The sequence below is a fragment of the Streptomyces sp. P9-2B-2 genome, assembly GCF_030406865.1.
In the GTDB taxonomy this organism is placed as follows: domain Bacteria; phylum Actinomycetota; class Actinomycetes; order Streptomycetales; family Streptomycetaceae; genus Streptomyces; species Streptomyces platensis.
In genome coordinates, this window is sequence record NZ_CP129126.1 from 7,219,731 (window position 1) to 7,242,242 (window position 22,512).

At 71.0% G+C, this 22,512-nt stretch carries 21 protein-coding genes and 3 pseudogenes; 12 read left to right on the forward strand and 12 right to left on the reverse strand.

Translation table 11 applies throughout. From position 1 onward, the window contains the following. Nucleotides 1-29: 29 nt before the first annotated feature. Together nadC and QT196_RS31690 are read left to right on the forward strand one after the other, a co-directional pair. Nucleotides 30-905: a carboxylating nicotinate-nucleotide diphosphorylase gene (gene nadC, locus QT196_RS31685; RefSeq protein WP_168482174.1), complete on the forward strand. Its 876-nt coding sequence runs from the start codon at nt 30-32 to the stop codon at nt 903-905. Next, entirely contained in the window at nt 902-1,237 is a 336-nt protein-coding gene (locus tag QT196_RS31690) for a sulfurtransferase TusA family protein (protein ID WP_168482176.1), read from the forward strand. Before nadC ends, QT196_RS31690 begins: the two co-directional genes overlap by 4 nt. Before the next feature lie 9 nt (nt 1,238-1,246). Here the strand turns inward: QT196_RS31690 and QT196_RS31695 are convergent, their stop codons facing one another. From QT196_RS31695 to QT196_RS31715, 5 genes and pseudogenes are all read right to left on the reverse strand, one after another. Then, a complete protein-coding gene (locus QT196_RS31695) occupies nt 1,247-1,783 on the reverse strand; it encodes a GNAT family N-acetyltransferase (RefSeq protein ID WP_290356168.1) in 537 nt (178 codons plus the stop codon). 108 nt (nt 1,784-1,891) lie between these two features. Then, nucleotides 1,892-2,635 (reverse strand): hypothetical protein, encoded by a 744-nt coding sequence (locus QT196_RS31700; protein ID WP_290356170.1) that lies wholly within the window; start codon nt 2,633-2,635, stop codon nt 1,892-1,894. Between the two features lie 460 nt (nt 2,636-3,095). Then, complete coding sequence (locus QT196_RS31705; protein ID WP_290356767.1) at nt 3,096-4,553, reverse strand: catalase; 1,458 nt, start codon at nt 4,551-4,553, stop codon at nt 3,096-3,098. A gap of 311 nt (nt 4,554-4,864) precedes the next feature. Beyond that, nucleotides 4,865-5,760 (reverse strand): annotated as a pseudogene (locus QT196_RS31710) (2-hydroxy-3-oxopropionate reductase). A gap of 30 nt (nt 5,761-5,790) precedes the next feature. Further along, nucleotides 5,791-6,633 (reverse strand): TIM barrel protein, encoded by an 843-nt coding sequence (locus QT196_RS31715; protein WP_168482179.1) that lies wholly within the window; start codon nt 6,631-6,633, stop codon nt 5,791-5,793. Between the two features lie 134 nt (nt 6,634-6,767). Between QT196_RS31715 and QT196_RS31720 the strand changes: the two genes are divergently transcribed. The 8 genes and pseudogenes from QT196_RS31720 to QT196_RS31755 all read left to right on the forward strand — a co-directional run bounded on the left by QT196_RS31720 (nt 6,768) and on the right by QT196_RS31755 (nt 13,154). Further along, a complete protein-coding gene (locus QT196_RS31720; RefSeq protein ID WP_168482180.1) occupies nt 6,768-7,037 on the forward strand; it encodes a hypothetical protein in 270 nt (89 codons plus the stop codon). Then, complete coding sequence (locus QT196_RS31725) at nt 7,034-7,414, forward strand: helix-turn-helix domain-containing protein (RefSeq protein ID WP_168482181.1); 381 nt, start codon at nt 7,034-7,036, stop codon at nt 7,412-7,414. The genes QT196_RS31720 and QT196_RS31725 overlap by 4 nt, the downstream gene beginning before the upstream one ends. A gap of 211 nt (nt 7,415-7,625) precedes the next feature. Next, nucleotides 7,626-8,135 (forward strand): 2-oxo-4-hydroxy-4-carboxy-5-ureidoimidazoline decarboxylase, encoded by a 510-nt coding sequence (uraD, locus tag QT196_RS31730; RefSeq protein WP_266732959.1) that lies wholly within the window; start codon nt 7,626-7,628, stop codon nt 8,133-8,135. Further along, nucleotides 8,132-8,563: a hydroxyisourate hydrolase gene (gene uraH, locus QT196_RS31735; protein WP_266731951.1), complete on the forward strand. Its 432-nt coding sequence runs from the start codon at nt 8,132-8,134 to the stop codon at nt 8,561-8,563. Before uraD ends, uraH begins: the two co-directional genes overlap by 4 nt. Nucleotides 8,564-8,651: 88 nt before the next feature. Then, nucleotides 8,652-9,575, forward strand: a complete 924-nt coding sequence (gene pucL, locus QT196_RS31740; protein WP_168484121.1) for a factor-independent urate hydroxylase — start codon at nt 8,652-8,654, stop codon at nt 9,573-9,575. 85 nt (nt 9,576-9,660) lie between these two features. Next, a pseudogene (locus QT196_RS31745) lies at nt 9,661-9,837 on the forward strand (purine permease); the annotation flags it as partial. Between the two features lie 189 nt (nt 9,838-10,026). Continuing rightward, nucleotides 10,027-11,430 (forward strand): 8-oxoguanine deaminase, encoded by a 1,404-nt coding sequence (locus QT196_RS31750; RefSeq protein ID WP_266731953.1) that lies wholly within the window; start codon nt 10,027-10,029, stop codon nt 11,428-11,430. Nucleotides 11,431-11,732: 302 nt separating this feature from the next. Beyond that, nucleotides 11,733-13,154 (forward strand): nucleobase:cation symporter-2 family protein, encoded by a 1,422-nt coding sequence (locus QT196_RS31755; protein WP_266732962.1) that lies wholly within the window; start codon nt 11,733-11,735, stop codon nt 13,152-13,154. Between the two features lie 124 nt (nt 13,155-13,278). On the opposite strand, the gene QT196_RS31760 is transcribed toward QT196_RS31755, so the two are convergent. Together QT196_RS31760 and QT196_RS31765 are read right to left on the reverse strand one after the other, a co-directional pair. Then, nucleotides 13,279-14,154, reverse strand: a complete 876-nt coding sequence (locus tag QT196_RS31760) for a chitosanase (RefSeq protein WP_266731955.1) — start codon at nt 14,152-14,154, stop codon at nt 13,279-13,281. Between the two features lie 31 nt (nt 14,155-14,185). Further along, nucleotides 14,186-14,740: a TetR family transcriptional regulator gene (locus QT196_RS31765; protein ID WP_168482186.1), complete on the reverse strand. Its 555-nt coding sequence runs from the start codon at nt 14,738-14,740 to the stop codon at nt 14,186-14,188. A gap of 73 nt (nt 14,741-14,813) precedes the next feature. Here QT196_RS31765 and QT196_RS31770 point away from each other — a divergent pair. Next, nucleotides 14,814-14,939, forward strand: a pseudogene (locus QT196_RS31770) (FAD-dependent oxidoreductase); the annotation flags it as partial. A 25-nt stretch (nt 14,940-14,964) separates the two neighbouring features. On the opposite strand, the gene rocD reads toward QT196_RS31770, so the two are convergent. From rocD to QT196_RS31790, 4 genes are all read right to left on the reverse strand, one after another. Then, a complete protein-coding gene (gene rocD / locus QT196_RS31775) occupies nt 14,965-16,212 on the reverse strand; it encodes an ornithine--oxo-acid transaminase (protein ID WP_266731959.1) in 1,248 nt (415 codons plus the stop codon). 81 nt (nt 16,213-16,293) lie between these two features. Beyond that, nucleotides 16,294-17,469, reverse strand: coding sequence for a M20 family metallopeptidase (locus tag QT196_RS31780; RefSeq protein ID WP_266731961.1), 1,176 nt, complete (start codon nt 17,467-17,469; stop codon nt 16,294-16,296). Then, the gene (locus QT196_RS31785; protein ID WP_168482189.1) at nt 17,466-18,614 is read right to left on the reverse strand and encodes an amidohydrolase family protein; all 1,149 of its coding nucleotides are present in this window, start codon (nt 18,612-18,614) and stop codon (nt 17,466-17,468) included. Before QT196_RS31785 ends, QT196_RS31780 begins: the two co-directional genes overlap by 4 nt. Continuing rightward, nucleotides 18,604-19,998, reverse strand: a complete 1,395-nt coding sequence (locus QT196_RS31790) for a glutamine synthetase family protein (RefSeq protein ID WP_290356171.1) — start codon at nt 19,996-19,998, stop codon at nt 18,604-18,606. Before QT196_RS31790 ends, QT196_RS31785 begins: the two co-directional genes overlap by 11 nt. Before the next feature lie 243 nt (nt 19,999-20,241). Between QT196_RS31790 and QT196_RS31795 the strand changes: the two genes are divergently transcribed. Next, the gene (locus QT196_RS31795; RefSeq protein WP_290356172.1) at nt 20,242-20,907 is read left to right on the forward strand and encodes a transposase; all 666 of its coding nucleotides are present in this window, start codon (nt 20,242-20,244) and stop codon (nt 20,905-20,907) included. A 50-nt stretch (nt 20,908-20,957) separates the two neighbouring features. Here QT196_RS31795 and QT196_RS31800 read toward each other — a convergent pair whose 3' ends face one another. Beyond that, the gene (locus QT196_RS31800; protein WP_168482191.1) at nt 20,958-22,406 is read right to left on the reverse strand and encodes an APC family permease; all 1,449 of its coding nucleotides are present in this window, start codon (nt 22,404-22,406) and stop codon (nt 20,958-20,960) included. Nucleotides 22,407-22,512 lie beyond the last annotated feature (106 nt).

Here is a 22,512-nt window from a genome sequence, read left to right on the forward strand (position 1 = left end):
GCGCACCGCACACACAGAAACGAGGAGCAATGGATTTCCCTGCGTTAGCGGTACGCGACGCCGTCGCCCGCGCGCTTGCCGAGGACGGCTGCCGTGACGATGTCACCACCCGCTGGAGTGTGCCCGCGGGGCTGAGTGCGCAGGCCGAGATCATCGCGAAGCAGCCGGGGGTGATCAGCGGACTGCCCACCGTTTCCGAGGTGTTCCGCCAGCTCGACCCCGAGGTGACAGTGGACGAACTGGTACCGGAAGGGACGCTCGTCCCACCGGGCCGGACCGTGGTCCGCCTCACCGGCGAGGCGCGCAGCCTGATCACCGGGGAGCGCACCGCGCTGAATTTCCTCCAGCGCATGTGCGGCATCGCCACGCTGACGAAGCAGTACGCGGACCTGGTCGCCGACCTGGACGTCAAAGTCCTCGACACCCGCAAGACGGCCCCCGGGCTGCGGGCCCTGGACAAGTACGCCGTGACGTCCGGGGGCGGCACCAGCCACCGGCTCGACCTCTCGGCCATGGTGCTGCTCAAGGAGAACCACCTCGCGGCCTCCGGCGGCGTCACCACGGCGATCGACGCGGTCCGCGCCGGTATGGCGGCCGAGGGCCGGGAGACGCTGATCGACGTCGAGGTGGAGACCGTGGCGGAAGCGGTCGAAGCGCTGCGTGCGCGGGTGCCCTGGATCATGCTCGACGACATGACGATCGCCGAGATCAGGCAGGTCGTCCGGGCCCGGGAGGAGATCGCCCCGGGCGCCGGAGTCGTCCTCGAAGCCTCCGGCGGAGTCACCCCGGAACGACTGCGGCCGATCGCCGAGGCCGGCGTGGACATGGTCTCCATCGGCGCGCTGACCCACAGCGCACCGGCGCTGGACCTCAGCATGCTGCTGACCGGGACACCCGGCGCATGACGGACACGTCCCCGACGGCCCCCGGCCCCGTACCGGCAGCGGGCCTGACCGTCGACGGCACCGGCCTGCTCTGTGTGGCCCTCCTCCTACGACTGCGGGCCGCGATCGCCGAAGCCGAGCCCGGCACGGTCGTGCATGTCATCGCGACCGATCCGGCAGCTCCGCTCGATCTGCCGGCCTGGTGCCATATGACCGGCCATCACTATCTCGGACCTGTCCACGACGACCGGGACGGCACTGTCTACGCCCTCCAGCTCACCGCCGACGCCCGCCCCACCCGCCCCGACGCACCTTGGCGCACAGACCGGCCGAGCGCGGACACGGAGTCCTGACCAGCCGTATCAGCCCTCCACGCCCTCCCAGTCGGCCTCCCGGCGCATCGCCACCCGCGGCCAGCGGTCCAGCCCCAGTGCTGCCTCATGGGCGCGGATCGCCCGTAGGCCGGGGGTGAGTTCGGCCTCGGGGAGTGTCCGGAAGCCGATCCGGGCGTAATACGGGGTGTTCCACGGCACTTCGGTGAAGGTGGTCAGGGTCAGCGCGACGTGGCCGCCGTCCCGCTCCGCCCGGTCGATGAGGGCCCGGCCGATGCCGCGGTGGGCCTGGTCCGGGTGGACCGAGACCTGCTCGATATGGGTGCAGCCGTCGACCGGCTCCCAGAGCAGGTAGGCGACCGGGCCGCGGAGCCCGCCGCCCGGCCCTGCCTCCTCGTACGCGGCGAGCGCCCGCCCCGCCCGCTGGAACTCCGTCAGCAGCTCCAGCGGCGGCGGTTCGTCGTCGGCGACCGTCGCCATGCCGAGTCCGCGGAAGGGTTCCCCGGCCGCTCGCTCGATGGCGCGCAGTGCGGGCAGTTCGTCGAGTGCGGGCACCTGGATGATCACGCGACCAGTGTCGCCGGTTCCGAGGTGGTGGGCGAGCGGGTTTTGTTGTCGCTGGTGGGGGCTACGGCGGCCCAGCGGGTGTCGGCGACCATCGCCCCGGCCATCCCCTCACCGCCCCGCCGCCCCATACCTGATCAGCTCGTCGGCAGGGTCGTTGACCGGTTGGGGGGTGCCGGTGAGGTCCATGACGAAGAGGGGGATGTGGAGGTCGTCGGCGCGGGTGCGGGCGTCCCGGGCGTAGCCGGCGAGGGAGAAGAAGACGGCTATGGCGGAGTCGTTGAGGCCGTTGAGCCAGACGCATTCGATCTCGCGGAGCTTGGTGGCGCGGGTGGTCGGGTCGACCTGGGCGACCACGCCGGTGCCGCGCAGGTCGACGCCGGAGGCGGTGCGTTCCTGGGTGCGGGCGACATCGGCGTAGCCCAGCCACTTCAGATACTGCTCGGCGGCCGTGACGCAGTCGCGGGCCGTCCGGATCGTGACCGGGCGGAACGCGGGCCGCAGGACGGTGCGCGGAGGGTCGGCGGCCGGTGGTGGGGCGGGCTTCGGCGCGGGCGGGCCGGCGGACGGGAAGTTCGGGGGCGGCAGGGTGGGGGCCGGGGTGACGGGGACCCGGACGACCGTGCCGCAGGCGCAGCCGGACTCCGGCGCCGGCCACTCGTCCTGCCGGCCGCAGACCTCGCAGCGCACCTCCACCCAGGAGGCCTGCCAGGTGCGGTGGAGTATCTCGACGGGAATCCCGCCGCGCAGTACGGGCATGGTGAGCGGGGCCCCGCAGGCGCACGGGAAGGTGGGCGGGGTGAAGGCGTTCTCGCGGCGGCAGGTGGGGCACCGCACCGGCACGCTGTCGGCCATGGTCGACTCCTGGCAGGTCGGGCGGCAGACAGGTCGGATCTGCTGCTGCCCCCATGGTCCCTCCAAAGTCGGGTGCCGGGGGCCGAATTGCGGCGGTGGGTGCCGAGTGGGGGAGAACGCCGGGGAGTCAGGGCGCGCGGAGGGAGCGCGGCGCGGTGCGAAAGGTCGGCCGTGGTGCGACAGGGCCCGGCTTCCGTGACCGTACGGAGCCGGGCCCTGTAGTGGTTTCCGTCCGGCAGCGCGGGCAATCGGGCGCGACGGGACATCGCACCGCCGGACGGAGTCTGGGGGTGGAGGAGGCGGGCTCCGCGGCGGGGGAGCGGGCTCGCCCTTCCTGTCGGGCGAGCGCTGCCACCGCACTGCGTGCTCCCGTATGCCGCGGAGCTCGCTCTCCTTCTCCGTACCGGCGACCACCCCTCAACAGGCCGCTGGTACGGATGCACGAGGAACTGACCTCCCGTCAGTCCTCGCGCAGCTCGTTGACCCTGGCCTCGACGCGCTTGCCGTAGTCCGGGTCGGCGGCGTGGAAGTGGGCGAGGTTCTTCTCGATCACATCGTCGCGGCCGACCTGGGAGAGGCCGCCGGCGATGTTGTCCACCAGGCGCTTCTTCTCGTCCTGCGACATCAGCCGGTAGAGCTCACCGGCCTGGAAGAAGTCGTCGTCCTTGGTGTGCGCGGGCGCCTCGTGGGTGCCGACGTGCCCGGCGACGGCGAGCGGGGCGGAGAGCGGCCGGCCGGTCTGCACCGGGCCGCTGTAGGAGTTGGGCTCGTAGTTCTTGGCGTACCGGTCGTAGCCGTTGGTCGCCATGAGGCCGTCCCGGCCGTAGTTGGCGGCCTCGGTCGCCTTGGGGGCGTTCACCGGCAGCTGGGTGTGGTTGACGCCCAGGCGGTAGCGGTGGGCGTCGGCGTAGGCGAACAGCCGGCCCTGGAGCATCTTGTCCGGGGACGGGCCGATGCCCGGCACGAAGTTGTTCGGGGAGAACGCGGACTGCTCGACCTCGGCGAAGACATTGTCGGGGTTGCGGTCCAGGACCAGGCGGCCCACGCGCTGAAGCGGGTAGTCGCTGTGCGGCCACACCTTCGTCAGGTCGAACGGGTTGAAGCGGTAGTCCGCCGCCTCGGCCGCCGGCATGATCTGCACATACAGCGTCCAGGAGGGGTACATGCCCCGCTCGATGGACTGGAGCAGGTCGGTCTGGTGGCTGTTCGGGTCCGAGCCGGACAGCTCGGCGCCCTGTCCGGCGTCCAGGCAGCGGATGCCCTGGTTGGTCTTGAAGTGGTACTTGACGAAGAAGGCCTCGCCCTCGGCGTTCGTCCACTGGTAGGTGTGCGAGCCGTAGCCGTTCATGTGGCGGTAGGAGGCCGGGATGCCGCGGTCGCCCATGAGCCAGGTGATCTGGTGGGTCGCCTCGGGGGCGTGTGCCCAGAAGTCCCAGACGTTGTCCGGCTCCTGCTTGCCCGTGAAGGGGTCGCGCTTCTGCGAGTGGATGAAGTCGGGGAACTTGATCGGGTCCTTGATGAAGAACACCGGGGTGTTGTTGCCGACGAGGTCGTAGTTGCCCTCTTCGGTGTAGAACTTCAGGGCGAAGCCGCGCGGGTCACGGGCCGCGTCCGGGCCGCCGAGGCTGTCGGCGACGGTCGAGAAGCGGATGAACGTCTCGGTCCGCTTGCCGACGGTGTCGAGGAAGCCGGCGTGGGTGAAGCCGGTGACGTCGTCGGTCACCTCGAAGTAGCCGTACGCCCCGGAGCCACGGGCGTGCACCACACGCTCCGGGATGCGCTCGCGGTTGAAGCGGGCGAGCTTCTCCAACAGATGCTGGTCCTGGAGGACGATCGGGCCGCCGACGCCGGCGGTGGCGGAGTTCTGGTTGTCGGCGACGGGGGCGCCAGCCTCCGTAGTGAGAAAGCGCGACGTCAGCGTGGGCTTCGACATGGTGACCTTCCGTACGAGAGCGCGGAGTTTGGCTTCCGCATGTCGGAGCGTAAGAAGCGCTCCGACCAAACGTCAACAGTTTGTTGAAACAACCTGGAAGTGCCCAGGGGTGTTCCGGACGGCGGCCACGCCTGGGCGCGACAGGACAAGTGTCGGCGCGGCCGCCGCCCGGAAGCGGAGGGGAAGCGTCAGGGGGACCCGGGCCTCCAGGGGGGCCGGGTCGCCGCATGGGGACGGCTTCCTCATGGGTCGGCGGGCAGGGCCTCGAGGCGGGAGCCCGCTGCGCCGCCGTGGACTCAGTTGCCGGTGGTGTGTCCGGAGAGGCGTTCGACGCCGCGCAGGAGGGCGGAGTGGTCGAGGCCGCCGTCGCCCTGGGCGCGGAGGGAGGCGACGAGTTGGGCGACGACGCTGCCGACGGGGAGGGCGGCGCCGACGGTGCGGGCGGCGTCGGTGACGATGCCCATGTCCTTGTGGTGGAGGTCGATGCGGAAGCCGGGGCGGAAGTCGCGGGTGGTGAAGTTGTCCTTCTTGCGGGCCAGGACGGTGGAGCCGGCCAGTCCGCCGCCCAGCACGTCGAGGGCGGCGCTCAGGTCGACGCCGGACTTCTCCAGGAAGACGACGGCTTCGGCGCAGGCCTGGATGTTGACGGCGACGATGAGCTGGTTGGCGGCCTTGACGGTCTGCCCGGAGCCGTGCGGGCCGCAGCGCACGATGGTCTTGCCGAGGGCTTCCAGGAGGGGCGGGCGGCGTCGAAGTCGCTCTGGTCGCCGCCGACCATGATGGACAGGACCGCTTCGATGGCGCCGGCTTCGCCGCCGGAGACGGGGGCGTCCAGGACCCGGATGCCCTGGTCGGCGGCGGCGTGGGCGAGGTCGATGGAGGTCTGCGGGGTGATCGAGGACATGTCGATCAGCAGGGCCCCGCGCCGGGCGTGGGCCAGGATGCCTTCGGGCCCGTAGGCGATGGCCTCGACCTGGGGGGAGGCGGGGACCATGGTGATGATGACGTCGGCGTCGGCGACCGCCTCGGCGATCGAGCCGGCCACGCTGCCGCCGTTCTTGGCCAGCCGCTCCAGCTTGTCGGCCTCCAGGGTGTAGCCGGTCACCGGGTAACCGGCCTTGATCAGGTTCTCGGCCATGGGCGAGCCCATGATGCCCAGACCGATCCACGCGACCTTGGGGAGATTGCTCATGAGTGTCTCTTTCGAAGCGCTTACGAGGTGTCAGGAGTGCGCCGCGCGCCGGTCGGCCGGGAGCCAGTCGAAGGCCTCGGCGCTCGGGCGGTCGCCGGGCTTGTACTCCAGGCCGACCCAGCCGTCGTAACCGGCCTTGAGGAGGCGGTCGAGCAGGCCGGCGAGGTCGAGGTCACCGGTGCCGGGCGCGCCGCGGCCGGGGTTGTCGGCGATCTGCGCATGCGCGGTCTTGGCGGTGTGGCGGTCGATGACCCCGTCCAGGTCCTCACCGTTCATCGACAGGTGGTAGAGGTCCATCAGGAAGCGGGCGTTGTCCAGGCCCGTAGCCGCGTTCACCGCGTCCACGACCTCGATCGCCTTCGGCGCCGAGACGATCGGGCAGTCCGGCGACTCGGGCGCGTTGAGCGCCTCGATCAGCAGTGTCCCGTTCACCTCCGCCACGGCCCGCGCGGCGTACGTGAGGTTCTCCAGCGCCAGCCGGTCCTGCTCGGCCGCGTCCACACCCTCGACGCGGTTGCCGTACAGGGCGTTGAAGGCGGTGCAGCCCAGCGAGCGGGCGAACTCCACCGCCACCGGCACATTGGCCCGGAACTTCGCCGACTCCTCGCCGGGAACGGACAGCGCGCCGCGGTCCGGGCCGGGCAGCTGTCCGGCGTAGAAGTTCATCCCCACCAGCCGGGTCCCCGCGTCGTTGAGCGCGTCGCGCAGTGCGTCCAGCTCCGCCTGCTCCGGTACCGGGGCGTCCACCCACGGCCACCACAGCTCCACGGCGGTGAAGCCCGCCGCCCGCGCGGCCGCCGGCCGCTCCAGCAGCGGAAGCTCGGTGAACAGGATCGACAGATTGACGTTGAAGCGCGTGTCCGGGAAACCCATAACGGCGGCGCCCTTCCGGATAGTGGAACTGTTTTTCTGCTTAATGGAACACTGCCTGGCGGGCTCGGAGGCTGTCAAGGGGGCCCCGCGGCAATTTCTGGTGGCCGGGCCGAACCGCGCGTAGGTTGAGCGGCGTGCGATTGAGAGTGGAGTTCACAACGGAGCCGTTCGACCTGGACGAGGCGCCGGCGCATGCGGTGGTGGCGCGGGATGTCGTCACGGGTGCCGAGCTGGACGCCGTGGACGTCGGGCCGTTCGGCAATACGGCCGAGGGGGACGCCGAGCAGGTGCTCGGTGCGGTGGCCGCGCTGCTGCGCGAATCCCTGCAAGCGGGTGCCACCCGGGTTTCCCTGCAGGTCAATGTCATCGGCGAGGCCGGCCCGGGCGAGGGGGACGCGACATGACGGATTCCGCCGACCACCCCTTCGTCCAGGCGGTCAAGCCGCTGGTCGACGCGATGGGTGGCCAGATGGTCGCGCCGGACCTGGCCGAGGGCGACGACGTCATCCTGACCTGGGAGGGGCAGGACCGGGTGGCCGTACGGCTCCCGCATCTGTCGGACTCGCTCGACCACATCCTCGCCGAGCTCCAGCGCCGGCACGGGGTGCCGCTGGCGGAGCTGGACCGTAAGACCAAGCAGTCCGTCGTGCGGATTCTGGAGTCCCGCGGCGCCTTCTCGGTCCGGCACGGCGTGGAGACGGTCGCCAGTGCGCTCGGGGTGAGTCGCTTCACCGTTTACAACTACCTGAACAGGGAGAATGCCGCGAAGGACGCCGACTGAGGGCGGTCGGTCACGGCCCCGCCCGGCCGCCGCAGCCGCCGTCCCGCAGCACCGGACGGCGGCTTTTGTGTCGCCGACTTTTCAACAAAGTGTTGACGTGTTGTTGCCGGGGGTCTTAGCTGTTTCCAGCCAAGCAGAGCTGTCCAGCACCACCAGGCCACGGAGGCTTCCCGTGTCTTCGAGTTCACCACGCTCGACGGGGGACACCCCCGTGCCCCCGGCGGGGCTCACCCGGTTCAACACCGCGGACGACGCCACGGCGCGCACCGCACTGCACGAGGTGTGCGCGAGCCGGGCATGGGGCGAGCGGATACTCGCCCGGCGCCCCTACGCCACCACCGACGCCCTGTTCGCCGCGAACGACGCCGCCATGGCCGGTCTGACCGCGGCGGATCTGGCCGAGGCGATGGCCGGGCACCCGCCCATAGGCCGGCCCGAGCCGGGCGACCCGACCTCACACCGTGAGCAGAGCGGTATGGCGGGCGCCTCCGACGCGCTCAAGGCGGAGCTGCTCGAACTCAACCTGGCCTACCAGGAGAAGTTCGGGCATGTCTTCCTGATCTGCGCCTCCGGCCGCACCGGAGAGCAGATGCGGGACGCGGTCCGGCACCGGATCGGCAACACGCCGGACCAGGAACGAGAGATCGTTCGTGCCGAACTCGGCAAGATCAACCGCATTCGTCTGACCCGTATCGCGGACGCAGAAGGAGACGCAGCATGAGCAGCGAGACGGCCGCACCGACGTCGGTGTCCACCCACATCCTGGACACCAGCGTGGGCCGCCCCGCGGAGGGCGTCGCCCTCACGCTCTCGGTGCGCTCCGGCAGCGACGGCGCCTGGACCGCCCACGGCGCGTCCACCACCGACGCGGACGGACGCTGCAAGGACCTGCCGGACCTGCCGGCCGGCACCACCCATGTACGCCTCGACTTCGCCGTCGAGGAGTACTTCGTTTCTGACAGGCACAGCGCCGCAAAAGAGCACAGCACACACCAGCAAGCCGAGGAACAGCAGGACGCCCCCCGCGTAAGGGACAGCGGAGCGTTCTTCCCGGAGGTGGCAATCACCTTTGCCGTCCAGCCGGGCGAGCACTATCACGTACCGCTGCTGCTCAACCCGTTCGGCTACTCCGTATACCGAGGGAGCTAGCACCGACATGACTGCCCATTCCCGCCCGGCCCGCGCTGCCGATTCCCGCCCGGCCCGCGCTGCCGATTCCCGCCCGGCCCGCCCTGTGATGCTCGGCCAGAACCAGTACGGCAAAGCGGAGAACCGCGTCGTCAAGATCACCCGCGACGGCGACACACACCACATCAAGGACCTGAACGTCTCCGTGTCGCTCTCCGGCGACCTGGAAGAGGTCCACCTCTCCGGCTCCAACGCCCACTGCCTGCCGACGGACACGACCAAGAACACCGTGTACGCCTTCGCCAAGGAGCACGGGATCGAGTCGGCCGAGCAGTTCGGCATCCACCTGGCCCGGCACTTCGTCACCAGCCAGGAGCCGATCCACCGGGCCCGCATCCGGATCGAGGAGTACGCCTGGGAGCGGATCGCCGGCTCCGACGCCAACTCCCGTTTCATCGGCGCCGACGAGGTCCGGCACTCCTTCGTCCGCAAGGGCCAGGAGACCCGGCTGACCGAGATCACCTACGACGGTGAGCAGTGGCAGGTCATCTCCGGGCTCAAGGACCTGGTGGTGATGAACTCCACCAACTCGGAGTTCTGGGGCTACATCAAGGACAAGTACACGACCCTCAAGGAGGCCTACGACCGCATCCTCGCCACCGAGGTGTCCGGCCGCTGGCGGTTCAACTGGACCGACGACGCGCAGCGGATGCCGAACTGGGAGCGTTCGTACGAGCAGGTCAGGAAGCACATGCTGGAGGCCTTCGCGGAGACCTACAGCCTCTCGCTCCAGCAGACCCTGTACCAAATGGGGTCGCGCGTCATCAATCACCGTTCCGAGATCGACGAGATCCGCTTCTCGCTCCCGAACAAGCATCACTTCCTGGTGGATCTGGAGCCGTTCGGGCTCAAGAACGATACCGCCGAAGGAGCTGTCTACTACGCGGCGGACCGCCCGTACGGCCTGATCGAAGCCACTGTTCTGCGCGACGGTGTCGAGCCCAAGATCCCGGTGGATCTGACGAACCTCTGAGCGGCTCCGACGCAACGCCGTGCCGTGCGTTCCCCTCCCCACCCCGCAGCGGGGAGGGGAACGCACATCCTGAGGGGAACGACCCATGGCACAGCACTCGTACGACCCGCACCACCCCCCGTCCCCGGCCCATCCGGTGGACGAGAAGCCGGCGGCCAGACGGCTCGTACCGGCCGCGCTCCAGCACATCGCGGCCATGTACGCCGGTGTCGTCACCCCTCCGCTCATCATCGGCCAGGCCGTCGGCCTGGACACCGCGGGCCGGACCCGGACCCGCGTCCGCCCGCCGGAATGTCGTCGCGCCGGCGCGCTCAACCTGTTCTTCCACCATCTCGGCACCCGGAGCAGCCCACGGGCAGCGGTCCTGTCAGCCGCCTCGTCCGGCTCCGGCACTCAAATCCCCTAGGGCCATGCCGTGCCCACCGCCAGTACCGAAAGAAGGAACCGCACCATGGCTGCACCGGCATCCCCTGACAGCGCGGCGACGCAGCGCCTCGTCATCGAGAACTGCGCCATCGCGACCGTCGACGCCCACGACACCGAGTACGCCACCGGCCATGTGGTCGTCGCGGACCAGGTCATCGAGTCGCTGGGCGCGGGCAAGGCCCCCGAGGGGCTGGCGAACGTGGTCCGCCGGATCGACGGCACCGGACATCTGGTCACCCCCGGCCTGATCAACACCCATCACCACTTCTACCAGTGGCTCACCCGGGGCCTGGCCACCGACCACAACCTGTTCAACTGGCTGGTCGCGCTCTACCCGACCTGGGCCCGGATCGACGCCCCGATGCTCGCCGCGGCCACCCAGGGCTCGCTCGGCATGATGGTCAGGGGCGGTGTCACCACCGCCGCCGACCACCACTACGTCTTCCCGCAGGGTTCCGGCGACCTCGTCGGCGCGGAGCTGGCGGCCGCCGCGGAGATCGGCGCCCGGATCACCCTGGCCCGCGGCTCCATGGACCGCAGCGTCAAGGACGGCGGGCTGCCCCCGGACTTCGCCGTGGAGACCACCGAGGGCGCCCTGCTGGCGACCGAGGCGGCCATCGACACCCACCACGACGCCTCCTTCGGCTCGATGGTGCAGATCGCCGCCGCGCCCTGTTCGCCGTTCTCCGTCTCCACCGAACTCATGCGGCAGGGCGCCGAGTTGGCCCGTCGTAAGGGCGTACGGATGCACACCCACGGCTCGGAGACCGTGGAGGAGGAGAAGTTCTGCCACGAGCTGTTCGGCATGGGCCCGACCGACTACTTCGAGTCGACCGGCTGGCTCGGTGACGACGTGTGGATGGCGCACTGCGTCCACATGAACGACTCCGACATCGCCGCCTTCGCCCGCACCGGCACCGGCGTCGCGCACTGCCCGTCCTCCAACGCCCGCCTCGCGGCCGGTATCGCCCGCGTCCCGGACCTGCTCGCGGCCGGCGTCCCGGTCGGCCTCGGCGTCGACGGCACCGCCTCCAACGAATCCGGCGAACTCCACACCGAGCTGCGCAACGCCCTGCTCATCAACCGCCTCGGCGCCCACAAGGAGGCCGCCCTCAGCGCCCGCAAGGCGCTGCGGCTCGGCACCTACGGCGGTGCGCAGGTCCTCGGCCGGACCGCCGAGATCGGCTCACTGGAAGCCGGCAAGCTCGCCGACCTCGTGCTGTGGAAGCTGGACGGCCTCGGCCACTCCTCCATCGCCGACCCGGTCACCGCGCTGGTCTTCGGCGCCGCCGCACCGGTCACCCTCTCCCTCGTCGGCGGCCGGCCGGTCGTCGAGGACAACCACCTCAGCACCGTCGACGAGGACACCATCGCCCGCACCGCGCGGGCGGAGGCCCAGCGCCTGGCCCGGATCGCCGCCGAGGGCTGACCCCCACGGCGCGGTCACGCGACCGGCGCACACCCCTGACTCGGCCGGGAGGGACGGCTCCCGGCCGGGCTTGTGGATCCGAGCGGGATCCACAAGCGCCGGACCCCGGGGGTACGGGAACTCCCGTACCCCCGGGGCCGGTTGGAACGGCCACCACCGTCCACGCGTCACAAGCGCGCCCGGCCCACCACGCTCACCAGGCGACTTCCCGCAGTACGCACCACATCGCACGCCCTCCGTGACAGCCTCGCCTCGCCGGCCCCCGGCGACGCAGAAAACGAAGGAGGCCCGCAGTGGCCGCAATGACCGGGCAGCAGTCGGAGGGGGACCGGAAACATCCGGTCGATGAGACCCTCCCGCCCTTCAAGATGTTCACCAGCGGCCTCCAGCATGTGGCCGCGATGTACGCGGGTGTGGTGGCCCCACCGATGATCGTGGGTCCGGCCTGCGGGCTGAGCGCCACCGAGACCGCCTTCCTGATGGGCGCCAGCCTCTTCACCGCGGGGATCGCCACCCTCCTCCAGACCCTGGGCTTCTGGAAGGTCGGCGCCAAGCTCCCGTTCGTCAACGGTGTCTCGTTCGCCGGTGTCACACCGATGGTCGCCATCGGCAAGGCGCAGAGCCCCGGCGACGCCCTCCCGATCATCTTCGGCGCGGTGATCGTCGCCGGTGTACTGGGATTCCTCGTCGCGCCCTACTTCTCCAGGCTCGTACGGTTCTTCCCGCCGGTGGTCACCGGCACCGTCATCACCCTGATCGGCGTCTCGCTGCTGCCGGTGGCGTTCAACTGGTCCCAGGGCGGCAACGACCGGGCCCCGGACTACGGTTCGCTGACGAACATCGGGATGGCCGCGCTGACCTTCGTGATCGTGCTGGTGCTGCGCCGGGTGCTGCGCGGCTTCCTCCAGCAGATCGCGATCCTGCTCGGGCTGATCGCCGGCACCCTGATCGCGATACCCGTCGGCATCACCCACTTCTCCGCGCTCTCCCAGGCGTCACTGGTCGGCTTCCCGACGCCGTTCCACTTCGGTGCCCCGCAGTTCGACATCGCCGCGATCGTCAGTATGTGCATCGTGATGCTGGTCTGTATGACCGAGTCGACGGCCGACATGCTCGCCCTCGGCAGGATCGTCGGCCGCCCGGCGGACGAGCGCACCATCGAGGGCGGGCTGCGCGCCGACACCCTCGGCACCGCCCTCAGCCCGCTGTTCAACGGCTTCGCCAACAGCGCCTTCGCCCAGAACATCGGCCTGGTCGCGATGACCAAGGTGCGCAGCCGCTTCGTCGTGGCGACCGGCGGTCTGATCCTGATCGTGCTCGGCCTGTGCCCGGTGGCCGCCTCGGTCATCTCGCTGGTCCCGCTGCCGGTCCTCGGCGGCGCCGGCATCGTGCTCTTCGGCTCGGTGGCCGCCAGCGGCATCCAGACACTGGCCTCCGCCGCGATGGAGAAGGGGGACAACGCCCTGATCGTCGCGGCGGCCGTCGGCATCGGCCTGATCCCGATCGCCGCCCCGGACTTCTACCACCACCTCCCCAAGGACCTGCTGGTCGTCCTGGACTCCGGCATCAGCACCGGCTGTCTGGTCGCCATCGCCCTCAACCTCGCCTTCAACCACTTCGGCCGGAAGGCGGCGGAGGGGGACGCCGGGGACGCGACCACGGCGGACGATCCGGTGGCGGTGGGGCACGGCGACCCGGCGCCCGCGGCGGCGCCCGCCCACTGACGCCGGGCGGCCCGACGGCCTGTAGGGGAGCGGCATCCGGCGCTTCTCTACGGGCCGTCGGGCACGGTGCGGGTGACGGCCCGGGGGGCGGTCCCGGGTGGCGGTGCGGGGGCGGCCCGCGAGGTCAGCCGAGGTGGTAACGCTCCCCGTAGACCTTCCAGTTCAGCGGGGTGTGCAGATCGAGGTTGCCGTCCTTCAGGAACACCCGCTGCGTGGTGTCGATCCGGCTGGTGTCACGGTGCGCCTCCTCCTGCCGCATCGCCCACACCCGGGCGTCGAGGAAGGCGTTGAGGTAGGTCTTCTCGTCGCCGCCCCGGGACGGCGGTTCGGCCTTGGCCAGGGCCCGCTTGCGGATGGCGGGGAAGCCGGTCGGGTCGTCGCCCTCGCCGTGCACCACGAGTGCGTCGTAGTACGCGAACTGGCCCAGTGCCCCGATGCCGTCGGCCTTGCCCCGCTCGACCGCGGGGCGGAAGTACAGCCGGTCCCGCTCATCGTTCTGGGCCGTCCGGAACGCGGGGTCCCGGGCGGCCTTCTTCCATGCCTCGGGGAAGCCGGGGTCGAGGCCCTCGTGCGAGTCGCCGCCGTCCACCGCACGCAGGGCGGGGAGGTACCCGGCCAGGACGTTGTCCGGCTTGCGGTAGGTGTAGAGCTCGACGAGTTCGAGCATGTCGTGCGTCCCGGACGTGAAGCCGATGATGCCGCCGGTGTAGCCCCGGCCGTCACCGATGTCCTCGATGTACTGGTACTGGGCCCGCCAGTCCAGGGAGGAGTTTTCCGCACTGGAGACCACTTGCATGGCGATCTCCTTCTTCGCCGGGTCGTCCAGGCCCGTCACCGCGCGCGCCGTGTGCCGGACGTGGTGGCCCGGGGCCGTACGGGGCGGGGCATCCGGCGGGACCGTGCAGGCGCCTGCGGTGGCCACGGTGATCAGAACGAGGCCCAGGGAGAGACAGGCGGTGGTGGGTCCGGGCACGGCCCGGCCTTTCGCTCGGGTGTGCATGGCGTCCTCCGGTCGGAGCGCGCGGTGGGGTTCAGTCCAGCAGTCCGCGCAGCAGTTCATGGATGCCCGGCCCCGGGTCGAAGTCCTCGGCGGGGAAGGCGAGTTGATGGAAGGCGGCGCCGTCCATGTAGTCGAAGAGGATCTCGCAGTGCCGGCGCGGGTCCGGCGAGCCGAAGCGCTCCAGCCACTCCGCTCCCCAGCCGACGACGGTCTCCCGGCCGCGGGTGAGCGCCGGGCGGAGTTCGGGGCGGGCGGTGGCCTCCAGGTAGAGCGCGAAGCGGGCGGCGGTCCTGGCCCGCTCGGGTCCGGTCGCGTACTGGAGGAACCGGGTGACGGTGTCGGCGAGTTCGCCGGCGTCGGCCGGGTTGGCGGCCGCGGCGAAGTTCTCCCAGTCGCGGCGCTCCAGGACCTGGAGGTGGTCGACTATGCCGTCGATCAGGGCCGCCCGGTTGCGGAAGTAGTTGGAGGTGGTGCCGGACGGGACGCCTGCCGCGGCGTCGACGGCCTGGTACGTCAGCCGCCGCGCCCCCTCGCTCCCCAGCACCTGGATCCCCGCGTCCAGCACCTGATCCCGCCGTCGTGCCACCCGAACGCCCTTCGTCGTGCGTTTTTACTATGTTTGTAGTGCCGATCTACTACGGACATAGTAGCGTGCCGCCATGATTCGGACACCGCGTACGGCTGCCGTCGTCGGCGGCGGCATCGGCGGGCTCGCCACCGCTCTCTTCCTCCGCAGGAGCGGCTGGTCGGTCGAGGTTTTCGAACGCGCCGACCGCCTCCCCGCGGCTGAGCGCCGCCGGGCGGATCGCCTCAGGCGCGGGGCGCGGCGAGCACCTCCGCGAGCTGTTCGGCCATCCAGTCGAGTTCGTCGGCCTCGATGACCAGGGGTGGGGCGAGGCGGATCGTGGAGCCATGGGTGTCCTTGGCGAGGATGCCCCTGGCCAGGAGCCGTTCGCAGGCCTCGCGACCCGACATCAGCTGCGGGTCGATGTCGATCCCGCTCCAGAGCCCGCGGCTGCGGACCGCGCGGACGCCGTGGCCTATGAGTCCTTCGAGCCGCTTGCGGTGCTGCTCGCCGAGCCGGGTGGCTCGCGCCTGGTATTCGCCGGTCCGCAGCAGTTCGACGACGGCGTGTCCGACGGCGGCGGCCAGCGGATTGCCGCCGAAGGTCGAGCCGTGGTTGCCGGGCCGGATGACACCGAGGGTCTCGCGACGGCCGACCACGGCAGAGACGGGCACGATGCCGCCGCCGAGGGCCTTGCCCAGGATGTACAGGTCCGGGGTGACGCCTTCCGCTTCGCAGGCGAAGGTGGTGCCGGTGCGGCCGAGACCGGACTGGATCTCGTCGGCCACGAACAGGACGTTCTCCCGGCTGCACAGCTCGCGCACGGCCGGGAGGTACCCCTGCGGCGGGATCACCACGCCCGCCTCGCCCTGGATCGGTTCGAGCAGCACCGCCACGGTGTGCTCGTCGACCGCGGCCGCCAGCGCGTCGGCGTCCCCGTAGGGCACGGACCGGAAGCCGGGGGTGAACGGGCCGAAGCCGTCCCGCGCGACGGAGTCCGAGGAGAAGCTCACGATCGTGGTGGTACGCCCGTGGAAGTTGCCGTCGGCGACGATGATGTTGGCGCGGTCCGCGGGCACGCCCTTGACCTCGTAGCCCCACTTCCTGGCCACCTTCAGCGCGGTCTCCACGGCCTCGGCGCCGGTGTTCATCGGCAGCACCAGGTCCATCCCGGCGAGTTCGGCGAGGTCCCGGCAGAACGGGCCGAGCCGGTCGTTGTGGAAGGCGCGGCTGGTCAGGGTGAGCCGTTCGAGCTGTTCCCGGGCCGCGGCCAGCAGCCGGGGGTGGCCGTGGCCGAAGTTGAGCGCCGAATAGCCGGCCAGGCAGTCCAGGTAGCGGCGGCCGCCGACATCGGTCACCCATGCGCCCTGGCCGGAGGTGAGAACCACCGGCAGCGGCTGGTAATTGCGGGCGGTGGCGGTCTCGGCGAGGTCGAGGTGCTGCCGGGCCTCGGGGGTGAGCGGGAGGTCGCCGGGGGTGCCGGTGGCGGTCATGGGTGTTCCTCGTTCCTGAGTGGTGCGGGTGCGAGAGGGGGGATGTGGGAGGTGCGGGCGGTGCCGCGCTCGTGGCGGGTGTCAGGGCCGTGGGATGAACTGCTCCGCGGCGGCCACATAGCCCGCGAGCAGGGCGTGGGCGACGTCCCGCACCCGTTCGTCGGGCGGCAGGAACGTCGGGGAGTGCAGCTGCTCGGTGCCACCGTGCGTCCCCACGAACAGCATCAGCGCGGGCATCCGCGCGGAGAAGTACGAGAAGTCGTCCGCGCCCGCGGACCGCAGATCGGTGGCGACCTTCAGTCCGAGGGAGGCGAGCAGCGGCTGGGTCGCGGCGGTCAGTGTCGCGTCGTTGTCGAGCACCGGCTCGCCCCGGGTGATCCGGACGTCCGCGGTGCAGCCGTACGCCCTAGCCACCAACTCGGCGGTCTCCAGCAGCCGTTGATGGAGGAACTCGCGGTCGGCGGTCCGCATCGCGCGCAGGGTGCCGCCCGCCGCGGCGGAGCCGGGGACGACATTCGCCGCGGTTCCGGCGGCGAGCGTGGTGACGCTCAGCACCACGGAGGACATCGGGTCGGTCTCGCGGCTCACCAGGCTCTGCAGGGCGACGACGACATGGGCGAGGGTGACGACCGGGTCGCGGGTGAGGTGCGGGTAGGCCGCGTGGCCGCCGTCGCCCCGGACGGTCACGGTGAACTCGTCCGCCGAGGCGTTGACGCCACCCGGGGTGCAGGCGACGGTGCCCGCCGCCAGCAGCGGCTGGACATGCGCCCCGACGGCCGCCCGGCACTGCTCCCGGTCGAGGATCCCGTCCTCGGTGACGTCCTGCGCGCCCGAAGGATAGGTCTCCTCGCGGGGCTGCAATACGGCGAGCAGCGGGGCCGGGCCGCCGATCCGGTCCACCGCCCGCGCGAGGGCGACCAGCGCGGCCAGATGCACATCATGACCGCAGGCATGCATCACCCCCGGGTTCCGGGACTCCCAGGGCACCCCGGTCTCCTCGTGCACCGCCAGGGCGTCGAGTTCCCCGCGTACGGCGATGGCCGGACCGCCGCCACCCACGCGGACCACGGCTCCGGTGCCGGCGACCTCCGTGGCGGCGTGCCCGCCGGGCAGTGCGGCGAGCACCAGCTCGCGGGTGGCGGCCTCGTCGCCGGACAGCCCGGGCCGGGCGTGGAGTTGATGGCGCAGCTCGACGGCGCCGTCCAGCTCCAGTTCGAGCTGCGCCGCGAGGGCGGTGAGGGCGGTATCGCTGCTCATGCGCCGCCCTCCAGACCGTAGATCCGGCGGGCGTTGTCATGGCCGATCATGCGGGCCACCCGGATCGCCTCATCGAGGTCCCATTCGCCGCTGCCGACCCATGGCGCCATCGCCCGCAGCATGCCGCGCCGCCACAACAGTGCGCCCAGATGGTGCAGTTCGGGTGGTCCCCAGGCGTCGCTGGAGAAGAGGATCTTGGCGAACGGAGCCAGCTCCAGCGATTCGGCGACCACGGCGTCGGAGCGCACCCCGGTGTAGTTCACCCCGAGCCCGACATCGAAGAAGACATGCGGGAAGACCTGCGCCAGATAGCCGGCGTTGCGGTGGAAGGGGTAGCAGTGCAGCAGCAACAGGTCGACGCCGTGCGGCTGCACATTCCTGATGAACCGGGTGAGCAGCAGCGGGTCGCAGCGGTGCAGTTCCACGTCCGGGTCGCCGTATCCGGCGTGCAGTTGGATGGGCAGCCCCCGGTCGACGCCGGACCACAGCAGGAAGCGCAGCAGCACCGGGTCGCTGACCCGGACGGTTCCGGTGCGCGCGCACTCGGCCAGCCAGGCCCCGGCCGCCGCGGTCACCTCGTCGTCGGACGGCCGCGCGGGGTCGAAGTCGAAGCCGAACCGGTAGGCGACGATGCTCTTGAGGCCGACCGCGTCCACGGTCCGTGCGGCGAGGGTCTCGCGGAACCGCTCGGGCAGGTCGGCCGCGGCCACACCGCTGCGGGCCACGTCCTCCAGCACCGACTCCAGCCGTACGATCTCGTCGACGGGGCGTCCGGAGACCCGGGCCATCTCGTCGGTGCCGAGGATCTCCGCGCCGCCGTACCCGGTTTCCAGCAGATAGTGGTCGATGCCCGAGGCCGCGAGGAGCCGGCGATTGACCTCGGCCGCGCCCAGTTCGCGGCGCCGGGAGAGATACACCTCCGGCGCGGAGTGCGCGGGGAGGTCGAGCACCGGGGCGCACCAGCGGCGCACCGCGAACCCGAGCTGCGAGTCGAACTGGGTCATCCACGGCGGGACCGGACGGTCGGACTCGGTGAGCATCAGCTCCAGTCCGGCGCGGTCGACGTCGTCGCGGAGCGCGCCGTGGACATGGTGGTCCACCAGGGGCAGTTCCGCGAGCGCCGCCGCCAGGGCATCAGTAGACATCGGCAACCTTCCGGATACGTGCGGCCTCGTCCAGCCCGGCCAGCTGCGCGAGCTCGGTCCGCTTGACCGACAGATGGGTGGCGAGCAGCCGCGGGTCGAACCACGACCGCACGACCTCGTCCGCTTCGAGTGCGTGCAGGGCCTCTTCGAGGGAGGAGGGGAGGGCGGGGACCCCGTCGAGCACCGCGGCGTCGGTGTCCTCCGGCCACACCGTGGGCTCGTCGTAGTCGCGGACCAGCCCTTCCAGCCCGGCGCGGAGCAGGACCCCCAGGGCGAGCCAGGGATTGGCGGTGGCGTCGGCCGCGCGGTACTCCAGGTTGAACTGGGCGGCGGGATCGGACCCGGCGAGCTGGGTCGTGGGACAGATCCGCAGCAGCGACTCGCGGTTGTGCTCGGCCAGGAAGATCCCGCCGGCGCTCCAGCGGTGCGGGGTGAGCCGGAGGAAGGAGACCGGGCTCGGCGCCGTCCAGGCGGTCAGCGCCGGGGTGTGGCGCAGGATGCCGGCGGAGAACCGGGCGCCGAGCGCCGAAAGGCGGCCCGGCCGCGCGGCGTCGAAGAGGACCGGACGGCCCTCGGCGTCCCGCAGGCTCAAGTGGAGATGGACGCCGTTGCCCACCCCGTCGGGTGCGAGGAGGGGCGCGAAGCTGACCGGCAGGCCACGACGGCGGGCGAGGTCGCGCACCAGCTCCTTGAGGAGGACGGCGCGGTCGGCGGCGGCCATCGCGGTACCGGGGCGCAGGGTGATCTCGAACTGGCCGTCCCCATATTCCGGGAGCCAGTTCTCCGGCTGGAACCCGGCCTGCTCCAGGAGCCGTACGAGGTCCGAGCCGAAGGGCTCCGCCTGGCGGAAGCGCTGGAGCGAGAACGGCGGGCTCGCCGGCAGTCCGCCGAGCACGAATTCATGCTCGATGGCGGCGACCACCTCGATCCCGGTGCGCTCGCGCAGCTCCTCGACCGCGTTGCGGAGGAAGGTGCGCGGGCAGCAGGGCCAGGGTTCCCCGTCGGGCAGGGTCTGGTCGGCGAGGTAGAGCCGTTGCGCGGGCGCGTCCCCGTCCGCCGGGATGTCGACGCCGGTGGCCGGGTCCGGGATCAGCCGCAGGTCGCCCCGTGAACCGAAGACGTTGTCGGGCGCGATCGGGCCGAACGCGGAGATCGCGAGATCGGCCGGGACCCATCCGGTGCCGGTGCGCAGCGCGGAGGCCTGGTCCGAGGCGGGCACCGCACGCCCCCGTACCTGCCCGGCCAGATCGCAGGTGGCGACGAAGACGGTGGCGGCGTCGGTCATCGGGGAGTCCTCGGGTGCGGTGCGGAGGGCGGGGGAGGGGCAGGGGGCGGCGGGACCGAGGAGTCCCGGCCCCGTCCCCTTCGTGTGCACCAGGGTCATTGGTTCTCCTTCGTGGATACCCCCGGCTTGGGCCGGGGGAGGAAGCGAAGCTCCTGCGGAGCAGGGCAGCGAAAGCCGTATCTCCGCCGGGCGATACGGCGTCCTCCGGGGGCATGGTGAGGGTGGCCCGTTTGTGATCCGGGCCTCAACTGTCGTATCTCCCAGGTAGGTTGGTGTTCGTGACGACAGCAGCACAGACGTGGGGGGGAGACCGGGCGTGCCCGGTACACCTTGCGGTTGCGTGTGTCGTCGACTGCGAACGCTTTGCTGCTGGCGGAGTGCGACCGGTGTCGGTGGGTGTGGAATGAGTGCGTCGCCAAGTCGAAGGCTCTCTATGCGCATAACCGTGCGCATCCCGAGGACAGGCAGACGTGCGGTTCGGTGCAACTGTCCGCGATGCTGACCGAGGCCCGTGCCCGCATCCCGTGGCTGGGTGAGGGAGCCTCGGTGCCGCAGCAGCAACTGATACGCGATTTCGGCAAGTCCCGGGCGAAGGTCCACAAGAGGGTGGCCCGGCAGCGGCAGGACACCGGCCGCAAGTGGGCAAAGCGCGTGGTGGCCGACCACGACGCTTTGGCGGTGGAGGATTTCAAGCCGAAGTTCCTCGCCAAGACCACCATGGCCCGTAAGGCGGCGGATGCCGCGATCAGTGCGACGAAGGCCGCGCTGGTCGAGATGGGCCGTAAGCACGCGCGGAAGGTGCACCTGGTGCACCCGGCACACACCACGATGGATTGCGCAGACTGCGGAGCGAGAGCCAAGCACGCACTGCCCCTTTCCGAACGAACGTATACCTGCACCGCATGCGGAGCCTCCCGGCCACGGGATAAGAACTCCGCCCGCGTGATGTTGGTCCCGGCTGGTCTCAACCCGGCTAGTGCTGATCTTGTAAGCCCTGCCACCTGCTAGGCGTCAGGCAAAGTGAGCTAGGAATTCCCCTCGCTTATGAGGGGGAGGTTTCAAGAGGGCACCTTTCGGTTCGGGTCGGGCAGCTGCGCGTCGGCGACCAGCTCGCCGGCCAGCCGGGCGCCGATGCGCCGGGTGAGAGAGGGGGCGAACAGGACGACCGCGACACCGGCCAGGCACCAGGCCGCGGCGATCCAGGGGAAGTAGGTGTAGGGCGCGCGCTGGCCGGTCGACTGCTGGAGGAAGACGAAGCCCAGATAGCCCAGCCCGGCGACCGGCACCACCAGCTCCCAGCGGGGGATACGGCCCCGGCCGGAGAGCGTGAAGACGATCACCCCGACGCCGGCGACCGCGTAGACCACCAGGACGCACAGCACGCCGAGGGTGGCGTACCAGTAGTACGTGTCGAAGGCGCCGGCTCCGGTCCCGTACATCACCGCGGCCAGCGCCGCCGCGACGGCGCCGCACACCCGCAGCGCCGTGGTCGGGGCACCGGTGACGGGGTGGGTGCGGGCGAGGGCGCGCGGCCCGAAGCCGTCCCGGGCCAGCGCCTGGACCATACGGGCGGCCGCCGCCGAGGAGGACAGCGCAGCGGCGAAGGCGGAGGCGACCGCGGTGAAGGCGATGACGAGCGCGAACCAGGTGCCGATGTACTGCCCGGAGAGCGACGACAGGGCCGACTCGGCCGCACCGAACTCGCGCACGCCCTGGGCGTCGGTGCCGAAGCCGATGGTCTGGGCGAACATCATCAGGACGTAGAGGCCACCGGTCAGCAGCACACTGCCGGCCAGCGCACGGGGGATGTTGCGCTTGGGATCGTCGGTCTCTTCACCCAGCGACGCACACGCCTCGAACCCGGCCCAGGACAGGAAGGCGAAGACGGTGGCCGTCATGACCGCGCCGTACGTGGTGCCGTCGGCGCTGAACACCGACAGGTCCAGGCTCTGGTGCCGGGGCGCCGACCCGGTGGCGGCCCGCCCCATGACGACGGCGGCGAGCACCAGCATGGCGAGGATGCCGATGCCCTCCACGATCAGCAGGGTGCGGGCGGTGGTGCGGCCGTCGCGGGAGTTGAGCGCGGTGACGCCGACGGCCGCGAGGAGCGCGACGGCCACCCAGGGGCCGGTGGAGTGGATGCCCAGCGCGTGCAGGAAGGCCTGCGCGAAGACACCGGTCGCGGCGAGGGTGCAGACGAGAAAGGCGAGATAGGTGCCCAGCAGGGCGAAGCCGCCGAAGAAACCGGCGCGCGGGCCGATGGTGGCCCCGGCCAGGGCGTAGACGGAACCGGCCTGGTGGAAGTGCTGGGTCAGCCGCCAGAAGCCGTAGGCGACCAGGCCGACACCGAGCAGACCGAGAAGGAAGACGAGCGGGACGGCCTTGCCGACCGTGGCTGCCACTCCGGCTCCGTTGAGGCCCATGGCGAGCGTAGGTCCCATCAGACCGACGGAGAGGGTCAGCGCTTCCCACAAGCGCAGCTTGCGTGTTCGAGGGGGATTCGACACAGGGCGCTCCGAGGAGGAGACGGGGCTGCGTCCGCAGCAGCCCGAGTCCCGTCATGAAACATACGTTGCAGGGAGCGCGTCAATGGGTGGGCATGAAATATTCATT